The following is a 22,320-nucleotide window of genomic DNA, read 5'->3' on the forward strand; positions in this document are numbered from 1 at the left end:
ATCGTCACCCCTTGTAGACGAGGTTGGCGCTGCCGTGGCCGGTGACGGACCCGCTGGCACCGGCGAGGAACACGGCGCTGTACGACTCGGTCACGGTCACCTCCAGGGATCCGCCGTCCTCGCTCACGCTCACCGTGCCGCTGACCCCTGCGTGGCTGAGGTAGGTCCGTGCCGCGGCGACGGCCGCGTTGCGGTCGACGGTGATGCCGTCGCCGGAGATCGCCTTGCTCGCATCGACGGCCTGGCCACCGGCTCGCGCTGCCTCGGCGGCAACGCCCTCGGCGTGGGTGAGCGCTCGCAGTTTGCCGGCGCCGTCGTAGACGAGCGCGGCCACGGCGAAGAGCGCCACGATGGTCACGAGGGCGAACACGCTCATCGCGCCCCGGTCATTGCGCAGGGCGCGACGGATCCGGTGGGTGAGGGCGAAGCGGGCGGGTGGCATGCGGTGGTCCTGTCAGCCGCGCTGGCGGTAGGAGTCGATTGACGAGGTAAAGCTGCTGGTCAGAGTCTTGGATCCGGGCAGTCCGGGCAATCCGATATCCGAGAGCCGCACCACGCAGGTCACCGTGGCGGTGGTCGAGGCGGGCTCACCGATCTGCGCGGAGAACCCGCCGGTAGAGACGGATATGGAGGTGGACGTGCACTGCAGTCCTTGCTGGTCCAGCACGCTGCGCGCCATTTGCGATCCGGCGGAGCTGGCGGCACCGCCGGTGCGTTCCAGTGAGGCTGCGCGCGCTGCGTTGCGAGCCGCGGTGTCGACGGCGTTGCCGGCGGACCCGATCCGGCCGAACGCGATGACCAGCAGCAGCACCAGAATGAGGACGGGAAACAGGATGACCGCTTCCAGCGACAGGGCGCCGCGGTCGTCGCGGAGTCTTTCGGCGATGCTCACCGGGCCTCCGTGATGCGCTCGGCGGCCGCGTCGGCATGCTGGTCGATCCTCAGCTTCAGGCCGGGGATCATCGTGTCGACGTAGCCGGTGACACGGATGGTCACCGTCGCTCCCTTGCTCCCGCTTACCGACGTGCCGGAGATGGTGCCGCCGGCCCTGGAGAGGAACTCCCGGGCCTCGGCAGTGCCGGTCCCTGCAGACGCTCCTCGTACGCGGGCGGACTCAACCCCCAGCTGTGCGGCGGACATCGCCACGTTGCGCGCGTGCCACCACAGGCCGACGTGCACGACCGTCAGGATGATCAGCAGTACGGCTGGGAAGACGATGAGCATCTCCAGGGACACGGCTCCGCGGTCCCGCGCGTCGCGCTCGGCGAGCGCGCGGGACCAACGGCGAAGAGCCCGGCGAAGTCGGATCACTTGATCTCTTTCGACTTCTCGTTGACCTTGGTGAGGATGACGCCGGCGGCGATCGCGGCGACGACGACGAGGCCCGCGACGATCATCATCGTCTCGATCGAGATTGAGCCTCGGTCGGCGCGGACGTTGCGCAGCCGCTCGATCCGGGCGCTGAAGAAGGTCTTCAGGAAGATGAGGTTGGGGTCGTTGCCCATCGTGGATTTCCTTGTCTCTTTAGGGAGTTAGCTGGCCATGATCCGCGCGATCGCGGGATAGCCGATGTATACGGTCATGATCAGGACGAGCATCGCGACAGGCATCACCATTTTTTCGGAGGCCATGTTGGCCTGGGCCTTCGCCGTGGTGACCAGGGCGCCGGAGAGCGACTTGGCCTGCGCGCCGAGGGTGTCGCCGACGGCCGCGCCTTCCTCACCGGCGATCGCGATGATGTCGGCCGGCGCTCCGAGTTCAGGGACGTCGAGTTCGAGCGAGAGCCGCTTGAGGCCCTCCCACGGGCTGATGCCTTCGAGCTCAGCGCGGGTGATGGTGTCCCGGATCTTCGCGAAGACCCAGCCTTCGCCGACGTCTGCGGCCCGTTTCAGGGCCTGGGTGGGGGCGGCGTCAGCGGCGCGTTCGAGCTGGACGAGCCGCAGGTATGCCTTGACGGCGTACCGGAAGTCGTCCTTGGCTTCCACGGCCTGCTGCTTGAGCTGCAGGTCCGGCAGGAGCCAGAAGACGATCGCGAGGCCGAGGCCCGCCATCGCCGGGATCGCCACGGGGAAGGGGTAGCCGGCCAGGTTGGCCAGGCCCACCGCCAGCACAGGCAGCAGCAGTCCGTACAGCGCGAGGCCGATCTTGCGCCCGAGGTGCGCGGCGGGGGACCGGCCGACGAGCTCCAGCTGCTGGCGGGGCAGGCGCAGGGTGCCTTCGCCGACGGTGCGCAGCAGGAAGGCACCGGCCTTCTCCATGAGGGAGTTGGGCTGGCTGTCTCGGTTGCGGTCGAGGTTCTCGAGCCGGGTGGCATCCATGCGGGACAGAACGTCGCCGAGGTCGGGCCGACCGGGCAGGATGCCGCGGGCGGCGATGACCAGGCCGAGGCCGGTGACGGCGCCGCCGACGATGGCATAGGGGGAGAAGATCACGGCGTCTCCTTGGCGATCTGGCCGCCGGAGCGGTCGGCCGGCGACAGGAACCGGGGCGCGGGTTCGAGGATCGCCATGCGTCGCATCCAGATCTTGACCAGGACGAAGGCGACGGCGACGAAGGCCAGGACGAGATGCCCGGCAAAGGTGTCGTAGGGCTCGACGTAGGCGCCGGAGAACGCGGTGACTCCGAAGATCGCCAGGCAGAAGATGGTCACCCAGCGGTCGTTGGTGCGGGGCTTTTGCCGGTCGGCCTCGACCTCACGCCGTGAGAGCACTTCATGCTGGAGGGCTTCGGCAAGTTCACGAAGAGCCTTGCTCAGCCCGCTGCCTCGGTCCTCGACGTGCAGGATCAGCAGAGCGGCGACCTCGTCGACCATTGCGTCGTTCAGCTCGTCGGCGAAGGCCCGGTAGGCGTCCTGGGGCACCCATCCGGCCTGCTGGCGTGAGACGAGGAGGCGGACCTCCTCCCGGATGGCGCCCGGGACGGTCTCCAGGCTGCGCTGGATAGTGGCCTCCAGACTGACGCCGACGGTGTGGATGTCGGACATGCGCCGCACCCATTCCTCGATCGCCTCCAGCTTGTCGATCTGCGACTTGCCGGAGCCGGAGGTGTTCAGCAGCCAGGGCAGGCCGATGACGACGGCGACGGTGACCAGGCCGCCCATCAGCCAGCCGGTGAACAGCCACACGCCGAGGCCCGCCACGGCAGAGCCGGCCAGGCGTGTCTGGCCCCGGGCCCACCAGGAGGTCGGCGTACGGGCGTCCTTGACGAAAACGGCCCGGATCTTGCGCTCAAGGCGGCTGCGGCGGCGCACCGTCGTCGACGGTGCCCAGCCGACGCCGCCGGCGACCGCCAGAGCGAGTCCGCCGACGGCGGCGAGACCGCCGAGCGCGGCGAGCAGGGAGTTGAGGGTGAGCGTCACAGCGGCATCACCGATTCCAGCGGCGCGCCCCAGCTGCCCCACGGCCGCTGCATGACGGTGCGGTCCAGCCCGGCCCGGACGAGGTCTTCCAGGTTGCTTTGGGAGATGTTCCCGTGGGGCACGGCCCTCGGCTCCCGGCGCCCGTCCTGCTCGCGGGGAGCGAAGACCATCTGGTGGGAGGGGCGACCGCCCTCGCCGATGCCGGTGATCTCCATGACGTGGCTGACGAATCGGTGCTTACGTCCCGGCTTGCCGCGCTGGTCGACGAGCTCGGTCTCGTCGACCAGCCGTACGTAGACGACGAAGTCGACGGCTTGGGCGATGAGCCGGTAGGCCAGCGCTTCGGTCATTCCGATGCCGGCCTCCAGACACAAGGTGGCCAGGCGCTCGATCGACAGCTGGGGGCTGCGGGCGTGCAGGGTGGCCATCGACCCGCCCTCGCCCTCGTTCATCGCGTGCAGCATCGGCACGACCTCTTTGGAGCGGACCTCGCCGACGATCACGCGCCGCAGCGACATACGCAGGAGCTGCGGGAAGAGGTCGGACAGGGACAGCTCGCCCTGGAGCTTGCCGTCGGCCCCGCGCTCACCGTTGGACTCGCGCCCTTCGTAGGCGACGACCTCTGGACCCTCGGGGTCCTCGTGGAGATGGAGCTCGTACTCCGACTCCAGCGTGCCCACGCGCTCGGTGCTCGGGATTTCCCGGGCCATGGCGCGCAGCAGGGACGTTTTTCCCACGCCCTGGGAGCCGACCACGATGATGTTCTTGCGGCCCTTGACCGCGGCGGTCAGGAAGTGCGCGAGCGAGGCGTCGATCGTGCCCCAGCGCACCATGTCGTTCAGGCCCTGGCCGCGGGTGCGGTGGCGGCGGATGACGATGCTCGGCCGCGGCGTGACGTACGCAGACGCCGCCAGACGCGATCCGTCGGCCAGACGGAGGTTCAGGTTCGGCGTGGCCGGCGTCAGCGCCCGCTCGCCCTGACCCTGCATGCGCGCCAGGTGGTTGATGAGGTTGATCAGGTCGCGGTCGGTCTTCGCGATCGGGTCCCAGGTGCGTGTCGGACGGTCGGCGTAGTCGACGCGCACCTTGTCGCCGTAGATGATGATGTTCTCGACGTGCGGGTCGTCCAGGAGAGGCTGGAGACGGCCGGCGCGGAACAACTCGTCGAAGACCGCCTCGCGTACTGCACGCTCCTGCTGGGGCGTCAGATCCGATCCGCTGGCCGCGTACTTCGTCGCCCATTCCGAGACGACCTGCCTGATGATCGACTGTCCGCGCTGCCGGCGGTCCTGCTCGGTCATGGACGCGTCGGCACCGGCGGCCTCGCCGATCTTCATGCTGGCCTGTGAACGCAGCTCGGCGAGAACCTCGTGACCGACCGGGAGCGCGGCCGGGACCGCGGTGTCGGGAACCCGGACGAGGCCCTGAGGGAGGCCGGCCGGAGACGCCTGCGCGGGCACGGGCCGGAGAACCGGCGCGTCCTGCGTGGTGCTCTCCTGGAGCGCCTGGGCGAAGAGGGCGGTGTAGTCGTGGGCCGTGGTCTCCGGCCTGGTGTCGGTCATGATGCCCTCCCGGTGACCGCCTGCATTCCGGCCGGTTGCAGCTGCACGCGCCGCTTGGTCACCAGCTCATTGATCGTTTGGTGGGCTGTGCGCGCGGACCGCAGAAGGGTGCGCGGCATTTTCTTGTAGGCCCCGTGAGTGAAGACGTCGGCGCTGTCGGGGTCCCACGCGAGCATGCCGACCACCGGTGCCATCAAGTGCTGCTGTACCTGGCTCGAGTTGAAGGAACCCTCCTCGATCAGCAGCAGCCCGAGTGCGTCGGAGCCCGTGCCGTGGTGCGCGAGTTCCTCCCTCAGGACCCGCACGGCGGGCGCGGCAGCCGCGATCGAGGCCTGGGTGGTGCGGACGACCATGAGGACGGCGTCGGCGCGGTGCAGCAGCGGCGTCGGGTAGCGGGTGGTGGACAGCCGGGTCTCGGACTCGGTGAGGATGCGGCCCGCGTCGACGATCACGTCGTGGCCGGTCTGGTCCATCACGCCGAGCAGCCGGGAGATGGGTTCCCAAGTGCGGCTGAGTGATGCCGCCTGCGTGGGGTCCGTCAGTCCTGGCAGGAGCATCCGCTGGCCGGTGTTGTCGCGGTCCAGGCTGACGAAGTGCTGGGAGAACTCCCGCGCGAGGGTGCCCTGGCGGTCTGCGGCCGCCAGCCGGTGCAGTCCGGTGGCTGCGTTGCCTTCTCCGCCGAGGTAGCCGGCGCGGATCGTGCCGCCGGCGGGGTCGGCCTCGACCAGCAAGGAAGGCTTCGGTGAGGAGAGGGCGAGCGCGAGTGCCGAGCAGGTGACGCCGCTGGACTTTCCCGACACCAGTGCGATGACCGCCATCAGCTCGTCGCCTTCAGCACGATGGCAACGTTGCCGCCGGCAGCCCAGGCAGCAAGTGACGTGCTGTTCACCTCGGCCGCGGCAACGTCGACGACCACGGCGCCGTTGGCGTCGGGCGCGCCGACGCGGGACACGACGGCAGGAAGACTGTCCGGGGTGGAACCTGCCTTGGTGGAGGAGGCTGAGGCGCTGCCGTCCTGAGGGGTGTGGACGATGGTGACCGCATCGCCGGTGCGCAGCGTCTGGATGGGCAACTGGCCGGGCTTGGCGAGGATGCCCACCACGGACTTGCCCTTGGTCACACTGGATTCGGCGCTCACGGAGTCCTCAGTGACCAGCGCACCGCTCGGCAGGTCGGCTGCGGCCGGCTTGCCGATGATGTCGGATGCGCGGGAAGCGGGCAGCGAGCGCAGCTGGGTGTCGTGGGATATCTCGGTGGCCACCAGATCCGACGCCTTGATGTTCTCGCCCGCCGCAATGGGGTGCCGGGTGGCCACGACAGAGACCTTGTCGCCGGCCTCGTTGACCATCCACACCGACACCAGGGCGCCCACAGCGGCCAGCGCCAGGCCGGCGCCGACGACCACCGGACGTCGTCGGCGGCGCGGGGCGTCGTTGGTAATCGGCAGCAGCACAGGCGCGGAGCCCGGCTCGGACGGTGCCGTCGGCTGCTTGGTTCGCGGCATTGTGATGGTCTTCCTTGCGCTAGTTGACAACCTGCAGCTCGCCGACGCGCGCTGTGGTGTTGGACGTACGGATCTCGTCGGGCAGCGTCCCGCTTGCACCGTTCGACGCCTGCCAGGTGACTTCCCAGGAGCTGGTCGCGGTGATGGTGAACTTCCCGCCCGACTGGCCGGCGGAGACCTTGGTGTAGCGGTAGCCGCAGTCCGGCGAGGTCTTGTCCCCGAAGGCCTTGGAGTACTTCGTGCCCGCGGTCGTGCAGGTGACCGAGCCGCCGTCTCCCATGGAGTAGGTGATCTTGGTGACACGGGCCGTGGCCGTCACCGACAACCCCGGGACCGCGGCCGTCGCGCTGTTGGGACCCCAGGTGGTGTCGCTCTTGTTGTTCCACAGCCAGACGGGCATGCCGACCAGACCAGGGGCGTCCGGACCCGGCGAGCTGCCGATGTTCGCGCCCAGCAGCGTCATCTTGTCCCGGGCCTGACGCGCCAGCACTTCGGGGTCAGGGAGAACAGTGGCGGGCGGCGTGGTCAGCCAGACGATGCCGCCGACGTCGTTGACGATGCAGTCCCTCAGGTAGAAGGCGCCGGGACCCGAGGTGTCCGCCCCGTTCATGTCGGTGTGACCCGGGCCGGACGGCGGCTGGGGATCCATGAGCTCGTAGAAGCAGCGGTCGGCCGGGTTGTACCCGGGCATGCAGGGGATCTCGGTGTCGTCGGTGAGCTTGCACATCCCGTTTCCGCCCCCGCCTCCTTCGCCCCCGCCTCCTCCTCCGCCGGTGCCGCCGCCTCCGCCCCCACCGGGCTTGCCGGGCGTTCCGGCGTCGACGCACACGTCCACGTCGGAGCAGTGGCCGGCTCCGTCCGCGTACGCGAGGCCGGCCGGAATCAGGGCGGTCAGGACCGCAAGGAGGCCCAGCACGCGGGCAGAACGGATCAGCAGCCCTTCGTGCGGTCGGCTGTGATCTTTGTGACGAGCCATGTGTCGCCCTCCAGCGTGGCTTGGGACGTGACGGGGTACTTCAGGCGCTGCTCCGCGAGCTTGAGCTCCTTGCCGGAGTCCTTGTAGACGGGCTTCCAGCTGGTCGCGTCGAAGCAGTCGGTGACCGTTGCGGTCTTGCCCTTGGTGTCGACGGCGGTGACCTGAGGCTTCATCTCAGGACGGCCGGTGAACTTGATGCCCATCGACTCGTTGCGGAGGACCGACTTCTTGAGGTCGGTGGCGGCATCGTCCCTGGCGTACTTGGCCAGTTCCTGGGTGTGCAGATCTCCGTCCGCGGCCATCTTGATCTGGACCTCGCGCATGTTCGTGTACGAGGCGAGGACCTTGTCCCTCGCTGCCTGGTCCGGATCGTTGGACGGCGTCGAGGAGGCAGTGGTCGAGGGCGAGGAAGCCGTCTTCTTGGGTGTGTCGGAGCCACAGCCAGCCAGAGCGCCGGCAGCGACGGTGCACATGAGGACGGCACCTGCGAGTCGCAGGACATGGGTGCGGTGGGCGGTGGTCGAAGCCATCGACAGATCCCCTTCAGGAGTCGGGTACGGGCGCTGGCGCGCGCTCAGGGCGGACAAAACGCGGCGAGGTGAGTCCTCTACCGCGCTCAGCCGGCTCTGGAGGTGCACGCCAGGCCAGGACCCGGCGAGCCTACGGCCACGGCACAGGGCCAGTGCCTGGCTCCCAGCCGCGGCGGGGGCGTTGTGCCGTCGGTGAGCCACCGGTGACGAGGTGCCAGCGGATGAAGCGAGCTGCTTCGCACCGAAGCCTCGATGGTCGACTCGGTCATCCACCCGGTTCCCGACCGGAGGCCGGCCGGTCGTAGCAGCGATGCGGACCCATATGGCACGAGTCCAGTTCGTAGATGTCGCAACGCGATTTCCCCCTCGCGGTCACGGACGTCGCGTCTCCCACAACGCGATCAGCCCGAGCCTGATTCTGGCCAGAAAGATCAGGTGCAGCCAGGCCCGGTTTTTTCCGGTAGCCGCACTTCCGGTATATGCCTCTGGCGCGGGCAGCGTGAGAAGGCTGTGGCCAGGGCTTCAGGGCTTGATCAGCAGGGCCGGTCCCGATGCGCGCAGGGCGTTCCGGGCGGCCTCCCAGTCGGCGCCGGTAATGGCGTTAAGTCGACGTTCCACGAAGGGTGTGGAGGGGTGGTCCTTGCCGTACACGGACTGCAGCAGTGCCAGGAGAGACGTTCCGGTCCTGACGGCGTCGGGCGCGTTGGTGACGGTCAGCCAGGTGGCCGCCCCGTTGCGGGCCTGCCGGCGAATCTGGCGGTGGTTGGCATCCAGAACTTGCTGCCAGGCGGCGGCGGTATGCACTGAGATCTCGGTGGCCATGGCGGGATGCCCGGCGAGCTGGGCGCAGAAGGCGACGAGTTCGAGGGCGTGGAGGGTGTAGTTGTGCAGGGGGCCGTGGCTCTCGGCGAGTTCCTCGCTGATGGTCCGGGCGGCCGTCAGGGCCTCCTCGCGCCGGCCGGCGCGGAGGGTGCGGCGGAGGTCCTCGATGCGGGGGGCGAGGAACTCGGGGACGGCGGCGGGGACCGGCAAGGCGATGGCGGCGGGGCTCATGAACTCTCCCTGGTGCGAGGCGGCTTCGAGCGGATGCCGCCACCGGGGGGCCGGCGGCGGCATCCGGAATCGAGTCCAGCAACAGCGTGCTGCTCGACCGCGCACGTCAACGGGCGTGGGAGGGCCCTCGGTGCCTGGGTGGGCGCTCCCCCGTGCGTGCACGGCGCGCCGACGTCGGTAGTTGACCGCCTCTGAGGAGCGCGGGGCAAGCCCCTGCGCTGCACAGGCGGTTCATATTTCAATGATCGGAACGAAGTGGGCCGTGCTGTTTCACCAGCCGGAATTGGCGAGGTGGCGGCCGCCGGAGCAGAACTCAGGGTGCGAGCGGGCCGACTGCGGAGCGGTCCCAGGCGATGCGTGCTGCGTGGTCCATCAGCTCCAGCAGGTCCGGGGCGGCGGTGTCCTGCTCGAGGTGGCGGTATTCCGTGCTGAGGGTGATCGCGAGCCGTTCGGGAAGACCAAGGCCGGGGTAGCGGTCTTCCTTGATCAGGATGCGGGCCGCCTCGACGGCGGTCCGGCCCTGGCCGTGCATTACGTACGCCTGGTCCGAGAGGTCGTCGAGGTAGGCGACGTAGGTCCGCAGGTCGTCGGGGGTCATCAGCGGTCCGTGGCCGGGGACGACCCATTCAGGGTCGAGGTCCAGGATCCGCAGGCAGGCGGCGGCGACACGATCCAGGGGGCCCGCCCAATGCGAGGGATGGTCTCCCGCGAAGACGATGTCGCCGGCGAAGACCACGCGCTGCTCGGGCAGATGGACGATGAGGTCGCCGACGGTGTGGGCGGGGCCGACCTCGTGCAGCTCTGCGGTGATGTCGCCGACTGTGAGGTCGTGGCGTCCGGTGAACGTCGCGGTCGGCGGGAGGACCTGTATGCCCGCGAAGTCGAATTTGCCGAAGTGCTCCCGGAAATACCAGCCGAGGGGCTGGCCGGGGTCGGTGTCGTGGATGAGGGTCTGCAGCTGCTGCGGCTTCGGTTCCAAGCACTGGTGCTCAAGGGCGGCGTGAGTGGCGAAGACCTCGGCGCCGGGAAGCTGCTGAAGACCCCAGGTGTGGTCACCGTTGGCGTGGGTGACGGCGACCCGGTCCAGCGGGACGCCGGGGCCCGCCGCCGTACGGACCGCGGTGAGGAAGACGTCGGTCAGGGCGGGCGTGTAGGGCGTGTCGATGACGAGGGCCTGACCCCCGGAGGCGACGAGACCGCAGTTGGCCATGCCCCAGGTCGCTTCGTGGCCGGGCTGCCAGGCGAAGACGCCGGGCGCGATCTGCTTCAGGTCAGTGGTAGCCATGGGCATGCATTGTGCGTGCCGCGGCCGCCCGGACGAAATCCCTCCGCCGGGGCGACCGCGGGCGCGGTGTCAGTGGTGGGGCACGAACGGCAGGAGGAAGAACCGGGCGCCCGGGCTGCCGAACGGCTGGGCGGCGCACATGGTGACGGTGCCCAGCTGGGACGGCGCGTGCCGCTCGCAGCACCGGGTGCGGTGGTCCTCGGTGCCGCGCGGGGTCACGTAGCCGGCGTGCCGCATCGGCCGCGCGTCGCCGTCGGGATGTATGTACGCGAGGCTGTGGTCGCGGTAGATCGGCCCCGCCACCGGGTCGTCGTTGACCTCCTTGTCGAGCAGCTGGAGGTCCCCGTTCTCGGGGTGCGCGGCGACCGCCGTGCGCAGCTGGGCCGCGACCTGCGGCGCCCAGCGTGTGTCCCAGTCGACCAGGTGGTGCTCGCGCGCGTCCTCGCGCAGGAGCATCCACCGGATCAGGTTGCGCTCGGGCAGCGCCGGGGACTTCCCCTCGGGCTGCGGGAACATGAGCTTGAAGTCGTCGTTGGCGGCCAGCACGTTCCAGGCAACGTCGTTGATGTAACAGGGCTGCCCGGAGACGCCGTTGACGGCCACCTGCCACGCCGGGTCGACGTTCGTCCCGGCCATCGGGTCCATGGGGAACGGGGGCTCGTAGCCGATCGCATAGACGTAGAGCGCGGTCCGCTCGCGCTCGTTCATGTTCAGCACCTTGGCCACGTTGTCGAGGAACTCGGCCGTCGGCTGGGGCGTGTTCCCGCGCTCGAACTCGGCGTAGGTCTTCTCCGTGACGAACAGTGCCTGGGCAACCTGGGCCTGGGACAGTCCGCGTGAGCGCCGCCCCCTGCCGGTGCGCTTGGGCCAGCCGAGCTCGACCGGGTCTATCTCTCCGCGCTTCCATTGCAGCAGCTGCTGCAACGCCTCCTTCTGATTCAACTTTGTACCCTTCCCCGTGTTGCCATCCCCGTGCCGGCCGCGCGATATACCGGAAGCGCTCGCTCCTGAAATTCGAGGACCGGAAAATTCAGAGCCTGGTGGGCGGGATCTTGGCCGGGAAGAATCGACCACTGGATCGAATCCGCGTTGTGGGAGACGCGAAGGTCCTCCACAACCGCGAGGGGGAGTTCGCGTTGCTGCATCCCGTTGCCACCCCGCCGGACCGCACGGGCGGAGCCGTGGCACGCACCATGGCGGTCCTCAGAGCGCTGATCCGTCTCGGGCCGGGTGAACATCCCCTGGCGTCGGTAGCCGAGTCCGCGGACCTTCCCGCGCCGACCGCTCACCGGTATCTGCAAGCCTTGATGCGGGAGGGCGCCGTCGAACAGCGCGGGCCGCGTGCTCGCTACGCCCTGACTGACGCGCTGCACGGTCCCCCCTCTTCGACACCCGCCCAGCCTCTCCAGGCCGGCCCGCCCTCCCCTGCGGTGAGGGCCGAGATCGTCACACTACAGTCGCGAACAGGCCAGGTCGCATTTGTTTACCGACCACACCTGATCGGCACTCCGATGAGGATCTGCGCGGAACGGGCATACGGTCCACACGCCGATGAGGTCCTCACGTCGCCTCAGATCACTTTGCGATCTCTTGAATCAGCGCCTCTGGAGGCCGACGCCGCCGGCCTGGCGATCCTCGCCTGCCTCGGCTCCGTCGGCGACACCAAGATCGACACCGCGCACGTCCGTGAGGAAGGTCACGCCATCGGCCCTTCCCCTCTGCCCGGCCGCACCATGATCGCCGCGCCCATCTGGTACGGCTCGGTCGTCGCCGGCTCGGTGGCGCTGCTGGCCATGGACGGGCCCATGCGGCGGGCTGCCACTCGCGCCCGGTACGTGGCCGCCGTGATGGACACCGCCGCGGCGATGAGCGGACAGCTGACGCGTTCCGGCGCCCGCCGGGCCAGTTGATTCACTACAGAACCCCATAAAGCACCACAGAAAGGCACCACCTCGTGTCCCGTTCAGTCCTGATCACCGGCGGCAGCCGCGGCATAGGCCTTGCCATCGCCCGTCACCTCGCCGAAGCCGGCGACCGCGTCGCCATCACCTACCGGTCGGGCGAGCCCCCCGAGGGACTGCTCGCCGTCCGCTGCGACATCACCGACACGGACCAGGTCGACGCCGCGTTCAAGGAGGTCGAGGAACAGCACGGCCCCGTCGAGGTCCTCGTCGCGAACGCCGGCATCACCAAGGACCAGCTCCTGATGCGCATGAGCGAGGACGACTTCGCCTCCGTCGTCGACACCAACCTCACCGGCGCCTTCCGCGTCACCAAGCGAGCCTCGCGCGGCATGCTCCGCGCGAAGAAGGGCCGCGTGGTGTTCATCTCCTCCGCCGTCGCCCTGCGCGGTGAGAGCGGCCAGGCCAACTACGCCGCCTCCAAGGCCGGCCTGGTCGGCTTCGCCCGCTCCATGGCCCGCGAACTCGGCTCCCGCGGCATCACCTTCAACGTGGTGGCCCCCGGCCTCACCGAGACGTCCATGAGCCAGGCGCTGAGCGACGAGCAACTCGAGAACCTCAAGACCCAGATCCCCCTCGGCCGGCTCGCCCGCCCCGAGGAGATCGCCGCGACCGTGGCCTTCCTCGCCTCCGAGCAGGCCGCCTACATCACCGGCGCCGTGGTGCCCGTCGACGGCGGCGCCGGCATGGGCCACTGACCTCTTTGACCGCCCGCAACCCTGGAGTCCGATGAACGCATGACCTGACAGCGGGCAATCCCCCGTGGGCTGCCCCGCGGCAGCAGGCCACCCGGTGTGTCCAGCACCCCGGCCCCGCCGCATCTCTGCCACCACCCGGCGAGTGTCCAGCCCGCCTGGTGAAGAACCCGGTCCGCAGACCGGGCAACACCGCCCCTGCCAGGGCGGATCACTTGGTTCCCGAAGAACCCGGCCCCACCGAAGAGGGGCTCACGCATGCCCGAAAGGAGGGCGTGCCCTGCCCATGATGCAGCATGCCCGCGCGCCGGTCCACGCCACCGCCGCCCCACCGCGCCCGACGCGCGGACAACACCGAATATCCCCGAACAACCGATTCATACCGGTCTGTGAGCATGCGGACCAGGAGATCGGCACGACCGCGTCCCGGCGTACCCGGCGCGGTGACTTTCTGCGCGCCGCCACCTGGGCCATCACTCAGCGCCTGCACCCCAAGGCCGGCGACACCACGTTGCGCGTCGCGCGTGACCTTGCCGCGCGTCTGAATGCCGACGGGCACGTCGCCTACTGCCGCGACACCATGTTCAAGCGCCTCGGCATCAGCCGCCGCACCCTGGAACGGCACATCGCCGTCCTGCGCGAGCTCGGCCTCCTCGTCTGGGCGCTCCACGGAACCCGCACCAACACCCGCCCCGCCGGAGCCGGCGAGTGGGCCGGCACCGCCACCATCTACGCCGCCGTCGTCCCCCGCGCCTGGGACGACGCCCTCGGCCACCGCGTGAGCGGCCACGGCTACCACGCTCGGCACATCGGATTCACCGATCGGGGACGCCAGTTGGCCATCGCCGACGCCCGCCGCCGCACCCGCCCCTCCCACCGCCGTGACACCCCTTCCTGTAAGACCAACCACCCACGTCCTAAAGCTGAGATGGGAGGGAAGAAGAACAACACCAGCGCACCCCGCAGCGCGCGGCCGCGCCCCCGACGCAGGCACGAGGTTCCGGAGCCCTACCGGGCCAGCACCCAGCAGGCCGCCCACGCCGTCTCGGTCGCTGCCTGGATACGCCCCCGGGTGCCTTGGACTCAGGGCGAGGGCCTGCGCCGCCTCGCCTTCGCTCTGCGGCCCTGGATCGCCACGGGCCTGTCCGCAGCCGATATCGCCGCCGACCTGTCGGTCTGGCGCGTGCCCCGGCGGCCGGCCTCCCCAGCCAGCGTGATCATGGCCCGCTGGAGCGAGCGCGCCGACCAGGACCAGCCAGCCCCGACGCCCAGCCCGCTCGCCGAACTGGCCGACGCTGTCCCGCCCAACACGGCCTTCCTGGAGGCCATGGAGACGGTGCGCACCCGCCTGCACAGCCTCTGCACGCCCGCCGAGCCGGAACCCGATCCGCCCGGCTTCGTCATCCGCGACAGGATCCTCGCCTCGTTCGCGGAGGCGGACCGGGCCCGCCACGCGCGCACCGCCGAGCAGTGCCTCAGCTTCGCCGAGTGGGAGGCCGTCTGTGACGCCAAGGAACGAGCCCCCTGGTGACCCCGCGCCGGCCCAGCCCCCGCACGAACGGAACGCACCAGGCCACGGCACCGACGGCGAATCCGACGGCGAAGCTCTCGCACCGGAACACGGCTCCCCTCTCCCGTTCAGGACGCCGCCGGCGCGGCCTCGGGCTCGGTGTCCTCGGCGGCCGCCCCCTGCGCCTTGCCGCCGGTGCCGCGCCGGCGCGTACGGATGACCGCCCGCACCGACCGGAACAGGGCACGGACCAGCCGCCACAGGCCGACCGCGCCGCAGCCGACGGCTGCTGCGCTGGTGCCCAGGCGCGCAACGGTCGCCAGCCATCCCGGCAGATGCAGGTAGCCCAGCGTCAGCGACGTGCCGATCAAGCTCAGGCTGAGGACCATGAGGACACTGCTGTGCCCGATCACCCCCCAGGTGCGCTTCAGTTCGGCGTAGGCGTCCGGATGGGCCTCCCGCCACAGGACAGGCCGGTCCAGCTCGTGCTCACTCATCGCTCTCTCCATTCGTCGCATGCTGCGTTCCTTCGTCGGCGCCGCCCAGGACCTCCCGGGCATGGCGCAGTCCCTGCCCCAGCTCCTCCAGCTCCAGCCGCACCTCGTCCAGCAGCTCCCGGGACAGCAGCCCTTCCGGCAGTGCCAGCCGGGCCGGCGAGGCGGGCGCGCGATCGTCACGGATCGCCGACTCCACCGCCTCCTCCTGCCGCTCGACCTCGACGGCCTGCTCGACCAGGAGGGCGAGCGACTGCTCGTAGCCGAGGAGGAGTTCGCGGGCCTCCGCGTCGTCCGCCGCCAACGGGACCAGCCCGGCCGCGTCCCACACCAGCCGCAGCAGCAGTGCCGCCGCGCGCGTCAGCTCGTAGCGCTCGCTGCGCTCGGCGAGGAGGCGCAGGCGCTGCTCGGCGGCCAGCAGCCGGAAGAAGACCGCCGCGTACGCCTCGCCCGTCTCCACCACGCGCACGCGGCGCCGGGTGAGGTGCCGGACGGCCGCGGGCAGTCCGGCAGCCGCGACCAGGCCAGCCACGCCGGCGACGAGCAGACCGGAGGTCGCCGGCAGTACGGACGTCGCGGGGCCCAGGGCGGCGAAGGCGGTCACGGCGAACAGCGCGGTCCGGCCGACCGGTAGGGGGCGAGGAAGCTCCAGTCCTCCCAGCGTCCAGATGTACAGGGGAGGGCGACGCCCCCAGACCGTCCGGCACACCCAGCGCCCCACCAGGTGCTGCCCCGGATCGAAGACGCCCGCCTCGCGCAGCACGCCCGCAGGGTGCGGCCCGAGGATGTCCCAGCGCAGCCACCCACCCCGGGTCCGCTCCCGTATCAGCAGCAGGGCCTGCATGGCGGACCGCTCGCTGGCCGGGGCCGCGAGCCGGCCGGCCAGCTCGGCGCGCACGGCGTCATGGAGCCGGGCGGCTTCCCGGACAGCATGGGTCCACCGGTTCCGGTCCGCGCCGAAGGGCAGCGGCTGTGCGGCCGGCCTCATCGCCGGCCCGCCTCGGCCGGGCAGGTGTCCAGTGCGGTGCGCAGGGCTGCCTTCTCCGCCGGCGTGATTGACAGGCGGTACAGCACGGGCGCGCCTCCGGCCACGGACGGACCACGAGCGGGGGCGGCATCGGCGGTGAAGCCGGGGGCGGTGAGGGGACCGCAGGCGGAGGCGGCGAGCACGAGGCCGGCGGCCAGGAGGCGAGGGGCCATGTAAGGGAGTCCTGTTCGGGTCGGAGAAGGCACCGTTCACCTGCTACAGGTGTGGCGGAGGCCGCCGGTGTGACACTTCGCCCGAACTTTTACGGGCTCCTTCAGCCCAGCGTGCCCTCGAAGGTGACCTTGGAGCCGCCCGCGTCGACTGCCTCGACCGTAACCGGGCCGTCGACGGCCGCCTCCGGAACACGGAAGGAGACGCTCTGCGTGGCGGTGCGGTACGGGGCGATCGCGGCGTCGCGGTACCCGTACACCGGGCGGACGGTGGCGGCCAGGTGCAGGTCCTGGCCGGTCAGGATCCGCACGGTGGTGCCCAGGCCGGGCATCGGGTCGCCGGATCGGTTGACCACGCTCAGCTCCAGGCTCCCCGTGCGCGAGGCGCCCTCGCCGCTCACCGTCACCTTGCCCACGCGCACCTGGCCGCTCCACTGCCCGAGCGGCGTGACCGACTGCCCGGCCGGCGCGCCCTGCGGCGCCTGGGCGTCCGGGGATGCGGCGGTGCCTGGAAGGGCGCCTTCGAAGAAGAGCAGCTCCGGCTCGGCCAGGCCCTCCTCGGTTGCTTCCACGGTCACGGTGACCGGCAGGCCCTGGGCCTGATCGGGAAGGACCAGCTTCAGATCCCGGTCGACGGATCCGTTGGGGCGCACCTGCTGCGGCTCGTCCTTGGAGGAGGACGTGCTGATGTCGGCGGCTTCGGCAGCCGTGCGGCCGAGAGCTCCGTAGCGGGCGGTGGCGGCGGTCCGCGGCGCGGTAGCGACCTGCGCCCGCTGGTTGGCCACGGTCACCCGCGCCGTGTACGCGCTCGAGCCGGCCGGCACGCCGGGCACGGCCCCGGCCGGCAGCCGCTCGAATCCCTGCAGCGTCACCGTCCATGCTCCGTCGCCGACCGGCAGCGCGGTTCCCGGCCTGACGATGCCGTGCGGCAGCACCGTAGAGGCCGAAGGCCGGGCCGCTGGGGAGCTGTTCGTCGGCTTGCTGTCGGCCTTGGGATCGCTGTCGGAGCCGGCGCAGCCGGAGATCAGCAGCGCCCCGGCCACGAGCACGGTCGGAAGGGTGTGGCGCAGGCGCACGGACATGGTTCCCCCTGTGTCAGGTACCGGATCTCGGTCGAGGGGGATCATGCCAAAACGCGTCCGGCCGGAGCCGGACGCGTTGGTGAGGGGTGTCTGATTCGGGCCACCCGCAGCCTGTGCGGGCTGCGGGCTGCGGGCTGCGGGCTGCGGGCTACAGCGTGATGGGGATGGGGACCAGGAAGTACTCGGTGTCGCCGACGCGGACGCGCAGCGGGTGTCCGGGCGTCAGGTTGAGAAGCCGATGGTGCACGGTCGCCGGGGAGTTGCGCACGGACAGGGCGGGCTCCAGTGCGGCACGGACGGCGGCGCGGGAGGTGTCGGACAGCGGGTTGCGCTCGGCGATCTCCGCGCATGCGTCGAGCTGGGCGTCGGTCAGGTCGGGTCCGAGGCCCTTGCGGAGGGCTTCGACGGCGACGGCCGGGGCCAGAACTGCCCGGTTGTGGTCGCGGCATACATGGCCGGGCGTGCCGTGGGGCTGGAAGTGACGGGCGGTGCCGATGGAGGTCATGGAATCTCCTGGGTGGGGTGGGCGGTGTCAGTGCTCGCGGATCGTCGCGGTCTCGGCGACGGTCAGGACCTGCGCGGGGAGGGTCGGGCGGCCTTCGGTCATCGCCCGGTACATGCGGTGCACTCCGTCGATCAGCAGGCGAGCCGGGCCGCTGTCGAACTCCAGGGTGGCGATGATCACCGGCTGTTCGAGGCCGGTGCGCATGGCGTGCTCGGCGCTGAAGTGGGACTGGTCCGGGCCGAAGATCGGGCACCAGGTAGGGCCGTCGTAGTCCGGCCTGAGCAGGCTCAGGTGGTAGGCGGCCGACCAGTCGGCTACGGAGGTCTGCTCAGTGGGCCGGGGGTGCTCCTCCAGAAGGCGCATAGCCCGCTCGATGTCGAACATCCACCTTCCGTACTTGAACAACTGGCGGGACGGGATGCTCACGGTTCCTCGCTGACGGGTCGCGGATCGGGGGGATGGGCGGCATGCAGTGGCTGACGGTCACGGGGGCGGGTCTGTCGCCGCCCCGGAGCGAGCCCGGGGCGGCGAGAGCCGGGTCAGCGCGGGCCGAGCGGGATGACCAGGACGCCGACGTGCGGCAGGTTCATCTCGGCCAGCAGCCGGGCGGCCCTGCCACCGGGGCTGTTGGAATCGCTGGGGTCCAGGCGTATGGCGCCCCGGTGGGGGCCGCGCGCGGGGGTGAGGTACACCGCGTTCTCCGGTGCGTTGCGCTCGAAGACGCTGACGGTGGCGTAGTCGAACCCTCCGAGGTTCGGGTACCGCTCGGCGACGGCCGCAGACATGGCGGTGACGAGTTCGGGGCTCGGCGAGGCGACCGAGAGGGGGAGGGGGGTGCGGCGCGGCCGGATGCGCAGAGCAAGGGCGCGGATCAGAACGCTGAGGACTCCGAGGCCGAAGCCGAGGGCGAGAGAGGCTGGCTGGATCAAGGTGTTCTCCCTGATTGCGGCTGGTGGTGGAGCGTGGGTTCTAGGCGTCGGCGGTGGTCACGGCGGCGTGGACGAGGCGGGCGAGTCCCCGGCGCCGCTGCCGCTTGGTCAGCCCCTGAACGCTTCCGGCGTTCTCGTGTCCGGCGGCGGCGGTCAGGCCGGAAACGAGGGCGTGGACCAGTTCCTTGCCCTCGTCGTCGGGCGTGGTCGTCTGGGTGGTGGCCGCCGTCAGTGCACGGGCGACGGGCCGGGTGGCCGCGAAGTACGCCTTGACGAAGCGGGGGTCCCGCTCGGCGGCGACGGCGGTCAGTACGCGCATGACCGGGAGGTGATCGCTCCAGCCGTCGAGTACGGCGTCGACGAGCCGGGTGGCGCCGGGCAGTCCGTCCGAGGACCAGGAGCCGTCCTCGAAGGCGTCGAGCGCGGCGCTCGTCTCCTCGGCCAGGAGCCGGGACGCTTCGAGGACGACGCCCTCGATGTCGGGGAAGTACTGGTAGAACGTCGCGGGCGAGGTGCCCACCGCGTGGGCGACGTCCATCACCTTGATGTCGCGGTAGGACCGGGTGGCGAGGAGTTCGATCGTCGCTTCCATCAGCTTGCGGCGGGTCTGGAGGCCGCGCTGGCTGGGCACGCGGCGGTCGGGGGTGCGGGTCACGACAGGGGTGGGCACAGTCGTCTCCTGAGCTGGAGGAAGAAGGGAGAGTGGTTCAGGTCTGGGGCGGCGGTGGACGCCGGCCCCGACGTGCAATCACATTACACACTGGAACACAAATACACAACATGGTTGGTGTGGGTGTCTCAGTAGTTCCCGCCTTCGACCTGTGCTCGCGCGGCCGTGGCGGCCGCGTCCCCGGACTCGGCGCGGAAGGTGTCGATCCACCGGGTGAAGTCGGTCTCGTCGCCGTCCAGTTCGACAGCGGCAGCGGCGTGCTCGCCCGGGATGACACCGGCGACCAGCAGCGCGTCGGCTCGGTCGTACCGCAGACCGAAGACCGTGAACACCTCTCCCGTGCCGGGCGGCTCGACCTGCGCAGGGGGGCCGTCCGGGTCCAGGCCGAGGCCGGCGAACATCTCCTCCACGGCGCTGGCCAGCTCCGCAGCCTCCGGCCGGTGCCCGGGACCGGTCTCACGCAGGGAGCACCACACGCGGAACAGGGACGCGACGGCCGAGCCGCTCGTGGTGGCGGGGTCGAAGTGCAGCATGACGGTCTCTCCAAAGACTTGAGGGCAAGGGCGTGCCGGGTGATCGCCCAGCGCGGTGCGACAGCGGGACAGTCACGCCTCGGGCTGCGGCGCCTTCGGGGCTCGGGCGGACATGCGGTGTGTGAGGGCATGCGCGCCGGCGAACGCCGTCCCTGCGCCGAGGGCCAGGTAGTCCGCCGCCCGTCCGCGCAGGACGAGTGCGTCACCATGGCCGAGCAGCAGCACGGCGCAGACGGCGAAGGCGCCCGCCACCAGGGCGGCGTCCAGACCGGCCGCGGCAGCACCCCACGCCCAGCGGGCGCGAGCCGGGGCGGCTTTGCGCTCATCCCGCCTGCGCAGGGCGGCGGACGCCAGGCTCCGGGCGAGCCGGCGCGTTTCGACGACAAGGACAGCGAGCGGGAATGCGAACAGCCACATGACCGGCTGCTCCAGGAGGATGCCGCAGCCGGCGAGCAGCGCGACCAGGCCGTAGACGGTGTGCAGCGGCTGGCAGCGGCGGTGCTGGTGCGTACGGGGGCGGCGTCTTCGGACATGGCTCTCCTCGGTTGAAGATGATCGGGAGTTCGGCCCTGTGAATGGGCCACGGGGTGCTCTGGCCGGGCAGGCAGGGCCTGCCCGGCCAGAAGATGGACGACTACGCCTCTGCGGTGCGCTCGGGCTTCGCCGAGGGGCGGACCCGGGCGCGGCGCAGCCGGTCGGACCACGGCGCGTCGGCGGGCCCCACGGGGTGCTCGGGGATGGTGATCTCGTAGTGCGGGCAGCTGCCGGACTTCACCGCCTCAAGGGCGGCGTGCCGGTGGGGATTCGGGCACTGCTGGCGCTCGTGCTCACCCCTCCAGTAGCGGACCGTCAGAGTGTGGCCGGATCCGCCCTCGCGGGGATGGCTGGGCCGCTGCTCCTGGAAACGCTCGCCCGCGTCCGGGTCGACCCACCAGTTCTCGACCTGGCCGGAGTCGGAGATGCCCCGCCGCCGCTCAGCCTCGCGCTTGCTGGGCTTGAGCTGGTGGACCTGGTGAGAGAGGACCCGCACCGTGGTCCGCTTGTGCTGGGTCAGCAGCTCCCACAGGGCGCGAACGTGGCGCGTCATCAGCTCCTGGCAGCCCTGGCGCGCCGAGCCGCTGCGGTACCGCTCGGGGTTGTCCGGGTCGCGCAGCCGGGCCTCCGGCTCCAGGACCTCGCCGGGGCGCGCCATGAGGGTGTCGTACGGCGAGAACGGCAGCTTCAGCAGCGACTCGTCACACGTCAGCGGAGTGACCCATGTCCAGGGGACGTCATCGTGCGGGGACTCCACCGGCTCCAGGTACCGGTCGGGCCGGAGAAGGAACCAGCCCTCTTCCGTCCGGGGCGACCACGGGCCCCACACGTAGCCGACGATGCGTCGGCCGTTGGGAAGGTCCAGGGGGGTGTCGAGGAACAGCATTCCGCGCGAGGCGGGGAGGTGGGCAGGATCGAACGGGGTCGTGGCCTTGTCCGCCCGCCGCACCACGCGGCGTAGTGCCATCTGGCCGAGGGAGTCGCCGATCTGGAAGAGACGGGCGGAGCGCGCTCGGTCGGCTTCCTGCCGCAGCTGCAAGGCGACGGCCGCTTCCAGGCCGTCCGGGTGGCCGTAGGGCGCCAGTCGTTCAGCGTCCCGGCGGTACGCCTTCGCCTTCATCAGGGCGAAGGCGAGGCTCTGGGTGTGGGCATCCACGTACCGGCGGCGCCAGATGCGGATGCGGTGCTCGTCGGGGGTGCCCCAAGCGGCGGTGTCCGAACCGGTGAGGGCCTCGCCCGGGACCGTGCCCGTCTCGGGGCGAAGCCCCAGTGCCCGGAACCGGCGGACTTCGGCATCGGCGTCGTTCACGACGCCGTCCGTGGTGTCCATGACCGGCCGGTGGTGCTTGTCGTCCGGGTCGAGGGCCCACTCCAGACCCGCGAGCTGTGCCATGGCCGCCCGTACGGTCTCCGGCTCCGTGGACCTGACGAAGTCGGCGAGGAGCCCTTGGACCGTGCTGGCGTACGCGTCGGCCGCCGCGAACCGCAGTACGCGCTTGAGGAACGCCCCGCCCGGGCCGTGCTGAGTACTGGACAGCGCCAGCAGCTCGTCGGCCACCCGCTGCTCGCTCAGCGCCGCGTTCGCCAGGTGGTCGTACATCTGGCGGAAGACGGCCATCTCCTCATCCGCGCCGAGGATGGCATCGATGGCGTCATGGACCCGCCCGACCTTCGCCGGGGAGGTCTCGCGGCCCTCCGGCGCCCGGAGCAGATGGTCCGCAGCGGCGTGGAGCTCGCGGTAGAGCCGCAGCTGGAACTCAGTGAGGATGAGGAGATCGGCTCCACCGACGGGGGCCCGCTTGGCTGCCGCAGTGACGCCCGCCAGCAACTCGGAGTCGGATACGTCGGACAGATGGAAATTCATGTCATCCCTACCTGGACACAGGGGACTTGGGGAAATTCGCGGGTGCTGTGCACCAGGCGATAAGACGACAATACATAT

The 22,320-nt window shown here is 70.7% G+C and carries 28 protein-coding genes; 3 read left to right on the forward strand and 25 right to left on the reverse strand.

What is annotated here, in order from left to right; genetic code table 11:
* Window positions 1-4: 4 nt before the first annotated feature.
* The 14 genes from IE239_RS10295 to IE239_RS10360 form a co-directional block, all read right to left on the reverse strand.
* Window positions 5-442, reverse strand: a complete 438-nt coding sequence (locus IE239_RS10295) for a hypothetical protein (RefSeq protein WP_024127104.1) — start codon at window positions 440-442, stop codon at window positions 5-7.
* 12 nt (window positions 443-454) lie between these two features.
* Window positions 455-892, reverse strand: coding sequence for a TadE/TadG family type IV pilus assembly protein (locus IE239_RS10300; protein ID WP_190148972.1), 438 nt, complete (start codon window positions 890-892; stop codon window positions 455-457).
* A complete protein-coding gene (locus tag IE239_RS10305) occupies window positions 889-1,311 on the reverse strand; it encodes a TadE family protein (protein WP_024127102.1) in 423 nt (140 codons plus the stop codon). The genes IE239_RS10300 and IE239_RS10305 overlap by 4 nt, the downstream gene beginning before the upstream one ends.
* Window positions 1,308-1,505, reverse strand: a complete 198-nt coding sequence (locus tag IE239_RS10310) for a hypothetical protein (RefSeq protein WP_190148973.1) — start codon at window positions 1,503-1,505, stop codon at window positions 1,308-1,310. Before IE239_RS10310 ends, IE239_RS10305 begins: the two co-directional genes overlap by 4 nt.
* A gap of 27 nt (window positions 1,506-1,532) precedes the next feature.
* Window positions 1,533-2,432, reverse strand: coding sequence for a type II secretion system F family protein (locus IE239_RS10315; protein WP_024127100.1), 900 nt, complete (start codon window positions 2,430-2,432; stop codon window positions 1,533-1,535).
* Window positions 2,429-3,358, reverse strand: a complete 930-nt coding sequence (locus tag IE239_RS10320) for a type II secretion system F family protein (protein WP_190148974.1) — start codon at window positions 3,356-3,358, stop codon at window positions 2,429-2,431. The genes IE239_RS10315 and IE239_RS10320 overlap by 4 nt, the downstream gene beginning before the upstream one ends.
* Window positions 3,355-4,920: a TadA family conjugal transfer-associated ATPase gene (locus IE239_RS10325; RefSeq protein WP_190148975.1), complete on the reverse strand. Its 1,566-nt coding sequence runs from the start codon at window positions 4,918-4,920 to the stop codon at window positions 3,355-3,357. The genes IE239_RS10320 and IE239_RS10325 overlap by 4 nt, the downstream gene beginning before the upstream one ends.
* Entirely contained in the window at window positions 4,917-5,738 is an 822-nt protein-coding gene (locus tag IE239_RS10330) for a CpaE/TadZ family protein (protein WP_190148976.1), read from the reverse strand. The genes IE239_RS10325 and IE239_RS10330 overlap by 4 nt, the downstream gene beginning before the upstream one ends.
* Window positions 5,738-6,424, reverse strand: coding sequence for a flagella basal body P-ring formation protein FlgA (locus tag IE239_RS10335; RefSeq protein WP_024127096.1), 687 nt, complete (start codon window positions 6,422-6,424; stop codon window positions 5,738-5,740). The genes IE239_RS10330 and IE239_RS10335 overlap by 1 nt, the downstream gene beginning before the upstream one ends.
* Window positions 6,425-6,443: 19 nt before the next feature.
* Window positions 6,444-7,400: an ATP-binding protein gene (locus IE239_RS10340; protein ID WP_190148977.1), complete on the reverse strand. Its 957-nt coding sequence runs from the start codon at window positions 7,398-7,400 to the stop codon at window positions 6,444-6,446.
* Window positions 7,355-7,930 (reverse strand): hypothetical protein, encoded by a 576-nt coding sequence (locus IE239_RS10345; protein ID WP_190148978.1) that lies wholly within the window; start codon window positions 7,928-7,930, stop codon window positions 7,355-7,357. Before IE239_RS10345 ends, IE239_RS10340 begins: the two co-directional genes overlap by 46 nt.
* Window positions 7,931-8,452: 522 nt before the next feature.
* Window positions 8,453-8,983 carry a hypothetical protein gene (locus IE239_RS10350; RefSeq protein ID WP_190148979.1) on the reverse strand — a complete coding sequence of 177 codons (531 nt, stop codon included), beginning with the start codon at window positions 8,981-8,983 and terminating at the stop codon, window positions 8,453-8,455.
* A 313-nt stretch (window positions 8,984-9,296) separates the two neighbouring features.
* Window positions 9,297-10,268: an MBL fold metallo-hydrolase gene (locus IE239_RS10355; protein ID WP_190148980.1), complete on the reverse strand. Its 972-nt coding sequence runs from the start codon at window positions 10,266-10,268 to the stop codon at window positions 9,297-9,299.
* A gap of 69 nt (window positions 10,269-10,337) precedes the next feature.
* Window positions 10,338-11,210, reverse strand: a complete 873-nt coding sequence (locus tag IE239_RS10360) for an MmyB family transcriptional regulator (protein ID WP_190148981.1) — start codon at window positions 11,208-11,210, stop codon at window positions 10,338-10,340.
* A gap of 251 nt (window positions 11,211-11,461) precedes the next feature.
* On the opposite strand from IE239_RS10360, the gene IE239_RS43525 reads away from it, so the two are divergent.
* The 3 genes from IE239_RS43525 to IE239_RS10375 all read left to right on the forward strand — a co-directional run bounded on the left by IE239_RS43525 (window position 11,462) and on the right by IE239_RS10375 (window position 14,455).
* On the forward strand, window positions 11,462-12,178 hold the full coding sequence (locus tag IE239_RS43525) for a helix-turn-helix domain-containing protein (protein ID WP_506005307.1): 717 nt from the start codon (window positions 11,462-11,464) through the stop codon (window positions 12,176-12,178).
* A gap of 44 nt (window positions 12,179-12,222) precedes the next feature.
* Entirely contained in the window at window positions 12,223-12,927 is a 705-nt protein-coding gene (locus tag IE239_RS10370) for a beta-ketoacyl-ACP reductase (RefSeq protein WP_190148983.1), read from the forward strand.
* 283 nt (window positions 12,928-13,210) lie between these two features.
* Window positions 13,211-14,455 carry a helix-turn-helix domain-containing protein gene (locus IE239_RS10375; RefSeq protein ID WP_190148984.1) on the forward strand — a complete coding sequence of 415 codons (1,245 nt, stop codon included), beginning with the start codon at window positions 13,211-13,213 and terminating at the stop codon, window positions 14,453-14,455.
* A gap of 107 nt (window positions 14,456-14,562) precedes the next feature.
* Here the strand turns inward: IE239_RS10375 and IE239_RS10380 are convergent, their stop codons facing one another.
* The 11 genes from IE239_RS10380 to IE239_RS10425 all read right to left on the reverse strand — a co-directional run bounded on the left by IE239_RS10380 (window position 14,563) and on the right by IE239_RS10425 (window position 22,242).
* The gene (locus IE239_RS10380; RefSeq protein ID WP_229878003.1) at window positions 14,563-14,931 is read right to left on the reverse strand and encodes a hypothetical protein; all 369 of its coding nucleotides are present in this window, start codon (window positions 14,929-14,931) and stop codon (window positions 14,563-14,565) included.
* Window positions 14,924-15,916, reverse strand: a complete 993-nt coding sequence (locus tag IE239_RS41955) for a hypothetical protein (protein ID WP_229878004.1) — start codon at window positions 15,914-15,916, stop codon at window positions 14,924-14,926. The genes IE239_RS10380 and IE239_RS41955 overlap by 8 nt, the downstream gene beginning before the upstream one ends.
* Window positions 15,913-16,128 (reverse strand): hypothetical protein, encoded by a 216-nt coding sequence (locus tag IE239_RS10385; protein WP_190148985.1) that lies wholly within the window; start codon window positions 16,126-16,128, stop codon window positions 15,913-15,915. Before IE239_RS10385 ends, IE239_RS41955 begins: the two co-directional genes overlap by 4 nt.
* A gap of 101 nt (window positions 16,129-16,229) precedes the next feature.
* Window positions 16,230-17,207, reverse strand: coding sequence for a hypothetical protein (locus IE239_RS10390; protein WP_190148986.1), 978 nt, complete (start codon window positions 17,205-17,207; stop codon window positions 16,230-16,232).
* Window positions 17,208-17,355: 148 nt separating this feature from the next.
* The gene (locus IE239_RS10395) at window positions 17,356-17,712 is read right to left on the reverse strand and encodes a hypothetical protein (RefSeq protein WP_190148987.1); all 357 of its coding nucleotides are present in this window, start codon (window positions 17,710-17,712) and stop codon (window positions 17,356-17,358) included.
* 27 nt (window positions 17,713-17,739) lie between these two features.
* Window positions 17,740-18,138, reverse strand: a complete 399-nt coding sequence (locus tag IE239_RS10400) for a hypothetical protein (protein ID WP_190148988.1) — start codon at window positions 18,136-18,138, stop codon at window positions 17,740-17,742.
* A 113-nt stretch (window positions 18,139-18,251) separates the two neighbouring features.
* Window positions 18,252-18,641 carry a hypothetical protein gene (locus tag IE239_RS10405; RefSeq protein WP_190148989.1) on the reverse strand — a complete coding sequence of 130 codons (390 nt, stop codon included), beginning with the start codon at window positions 18,639-18,641 and terminating at the stop codon, window positions 18,252-18,254.
* 40 nt (window positions 18,642-18,681) lie between these two features.
* Window positions 18,682-19,311, reverse strand: a complete 630-nt coding sequence (locus IE239_RS10410; protein ID WP_190148990.1) for a TetR/AcrR family transcriptional regulator — start codon at window positions 19,309-19,311, stop codon at window positions 18,682-18,684.
* A gap of 128 nt (window positions 19,312-19,439) precedes the next feature.
* Entirely contained in the window at window positions 19,440-19,844 is a 405-nt protein-coding gene (locus IE239_RS10415) for a hypothetical protein (protein ID WP_190148991.1), read from the reverse strand.
* 72 nt (window positions 19,845-19,916) lie between these two features.
* Window positions 19,917-20,261 carry a hypothetical protein gene (locus IE239_RS10420; RefSeq protein ID WP_190148992.1) on the reverse strand — a complete coding sequence of 115 codons (345 nt, stop codon included), beginning with the start codon at window positions 20,259-20,261 and terminating at the stop codon, window positions 19,917-19,919.
* 217 nt (window positions 20,262-20,478) lie between these two features.
* On the reverse strand, window positions 20,479-22,242 hold the full coding sequence (locus IE239_RS10425) for a hypothetical protein (protein ID WP_190148993.1): 1,764 nt from the start codon (window positions 22,240-22,242) through the stop codon (window positions 20,479-20,481).
* Between the last annotated feature and the right edge of the window lie 78 nt (window positions 22,243-22,320).

Source organism: Streptomyces humidus, from assembly GCF_014649655.1.
In the GTDB taxonomy this organism is placed as follows: domain Bacteria; phylum Actinomycetota; class Actinomycetes; order Streptomycetales; family Streptomycetaceae; genus Streptomyces; species Streptomyces humidus.